The sequence below is a fragment of the Tateyamaria pelophila genome (assembly GCF_019966495.1).
In the GTDB taxonomy this organism is placed as follows: Bacteria; Pseudomonadota; Alphaproteobacteria; order Rhodobacterales; family Rhodobacteraceae; genus Tateyamaria; species Tateyamaria pelophila.
Window position 1 is genome coordinate 1 of the sequence record NZ_JAIMIA010000256.1, and the last position, 2611, is coordinate 2611.

The window sequence follows — 2611 nt, forward strand, 5'->3', positions numbered from 1 at the left end:
GCACTAAATCGCTTCGCGATAGGGGCGCTTGTGGCGTGGGTTGCGCGTAGTCAGGATTTGTTTCGCGGATTGTGGGGTTGGGAGTTTGCTGTTGGTCGAGGTGATTTTGCCTCGGTTGACAGAGGTTTTTCCCATGAACATTCAGCAAACAACGAACATGACGCCGCTGCGTGCACGCATGATTGCGGATATGACAGCGCGCAATTTGGGACCGGCGTCGCAGGTTGGGCATTTGCGGGCCTGCAAGAGGTTCGCGGCGTGGTTGGAGCGGTCTCCGGAGACCGCTGAGCCGGATGATGTGCGCGATTTCCAGCAGCATCTGATAGAGACTGGCACCAGCATCTGCACGCGCAATCGCACGATGACAGGGGTGAAGTTTCTGTTCCGGGTAACCCTGCGGCGGCATGATTTGGTGGCGGAGATTTTCAGCCTGAAGGAGCCCGTCAAGATCCCGCTGGTGTTGAGCCGCAACGAGGTCAAACGGATCCTACTCATGGCCCCGAGCTTGAAGGCTCGCGTAATGCTGTCGTTGGCCTATGGCTGCGGGATGCGCGCAGGCGAGGTGGTTCGACTACGGGTTGGCGATATCGATGGAGAACAGAAGATCATCCGCATCGTGCAATCCAAGGGCCGCAAGGATCGCAATGTGATGTTGCCCGGCGATATCTTGGGCCTGCTGCGCGACTGGTGGAAGGAACGCCCAACCACTCAGGACAACGGCGTGGCGGGCCCGGACCGGGTGATCTTCCCCGGCTATAACGGCAAGCACCTGTCACCGCGCCAGATCTCGCGGCTGTTCAAGCAGGCGGCCAAGGCGGCGGGCATCACCAAGCCGGTTACGCTGCATACGTTGCGGCATAGCTTTGCCACACATTTGTTGGAACGCGGCGTCGACATCCGGGTCATACAGGCGCTGCTGGGGCATACCAAACTGACCACGACGGCGCGCTATGCAAGCGTTGCCACGGGCATGATCGCGGCGGTGGACAGCCCGCTGGACGATCTGACCGCGGCGCAGCGCAAGAAGGCCAAGAAAGGCGCATCATAGACTGCGTTGCCTCCGCTAAAGTTGGAGGTTGCGGATATCTTCCGCGCCCATGGTGCTGCCTGGCGGGTGGCCAATGCAGGCCACATCAGCCTCGACCAGCTGAAGGTGATGAGCGCCATTGAGCGCTGCCGCACAGCAGCACTTGGCGGTCACGTCACACGCTGTGAGGACTGCGCGCACGAGCACATCGCGTACAATTCCTGTCGGAACAGGCACTGCCCAAAATGTCAGGCAGGTGCTGCAAAGATATGGCTGGCGGCGCGGGAGGCCGAACTGCTGCCCGTGCGATATTTCCATCTGGTCTTCACGCTGCCCAAACAGGTTGCTGATATAGCCCACCAAAACAAACGCGCGATCTACAATCTGCTGATGCGGGCGAGTGCGGACACAGTGGTCAAGATAGCCGCCGACCCCAAGCACCTTGGTGCGCAGGTCGGCATCACGTCGGTGTTGCACACATGGGGATCGGCAATGACGCATCACCCTCATGTGCACATGATCGTCCCGGGTGGTGGATTGTCGGCCGATGGCACCAGGTGGATCTCCAGCCGCAAAAACTTCTTCCTGTCCGTGCGGGTGCTGTCCCGCCTATACCGCCGTCTCATCCTGGAAGGACTGGCGAAGTTGCATAAGGCCGGGAAACTGCTGTTCTTCGGCGGCCATGCCGAACTTGCCGATCCTGAGGTCTTTGGGGCATTCCTGCAGCCACTGCACAAGATCGATTGGGTTGTATATGCCAAGGAGCCTTTCGCCGGGCCCAAAGCGGTGTTGGCCTACCTGTCGCGCTACACGCACCGGGTTGCCATCTCAAACAGCCGATTGATCCGCTTCGATGCGGAAAGCGTGACCTTCAAGGTGAAGAACTACCGCCTGACTGGCCCCAAACGACACACCAACATGACGCTGGCAACGTCAGAGTTCATCCGACGGTTCTTGATCCACGTTCTGCCAAAAGGCCAGCACCGCATCCGCCACTACGGCTTCTATGGAAACGGCAACCGGGCCGCCAATATCGCCAGGATCAGGGACCTGCTTGGGGCCAAAACACCGAACAGGACAGATGCCGGTGACACAGGTGACAGCGACAATAATCAGGACCCCAGAGTCCTCGCACTGCCATGCCCATGCTGCGGCGGTCGGTTGATCATCATCGACACCTTCGAACCCATGCAACATCCCAGAGCACCGCCGAGATCGACAAGGGACGCCGCATGAAAAGTCTGGCCGACATGACCAAAGACGCCACCCGCCGCAGCCGATGTCACCTGCGAGCCCTTCGTCATGCTCGGACTGCACCATCGGCACCACAAAACGCGGTGGCTCGCGTAAAACACCTCCCATATCGCCCACAAACTGGCCAAGCCAGCGCCGCTCTCAGCCTGACTGGACTGTTTCAAGGGCACGGTCAGATCAGCCCACTGACAAGCCAGCCGTACAAATCCCCATAAAAAACCACGCACCAAGACCAACCCCGCGATTTCCCGCCTGAGCGCTTCTCCGACGCCGGGCAAAGCCCCGCCCAAATCCAACATCAGCGAGCGGCGTCCGAGAAACCTGAACCAA

2 protein-coding genes are annotated in these 2611 nt (G+C 59.8%); both read left to right on the top strand.

Features of this window, described 5'->3' with window-relative positions; genetic code table 11:
- The first annotated feature begins 133 nt into the window (after nt 1–133).
- Nucleotides 134–1048 (top strand): tyrosine-type recombinase/integrase, encoded by a 915-nt coding sequence (locus LC354_RS27310; RefSeq protein WP_223429080.1) that lies wholly within the window; start codon nt 134–136, stop codon nt 1046–1048.
- Nucleotides 1049–1054: 6 nt separating this feature from the next.
- The gene (locus tag LC354_RS27315) at nt 1055–2263 is read left to right on the top strand and encodes an IS91 family transposase (RefSeq protein ID WP_223429081.1); all 1209 of its coding nucleotides are present in this window, start codon (nt 1055–1057) and stop codon (nt 2261–2263) included.
- Nucleotides 2264–2611 lie beyond the last annotated feature (348 nt).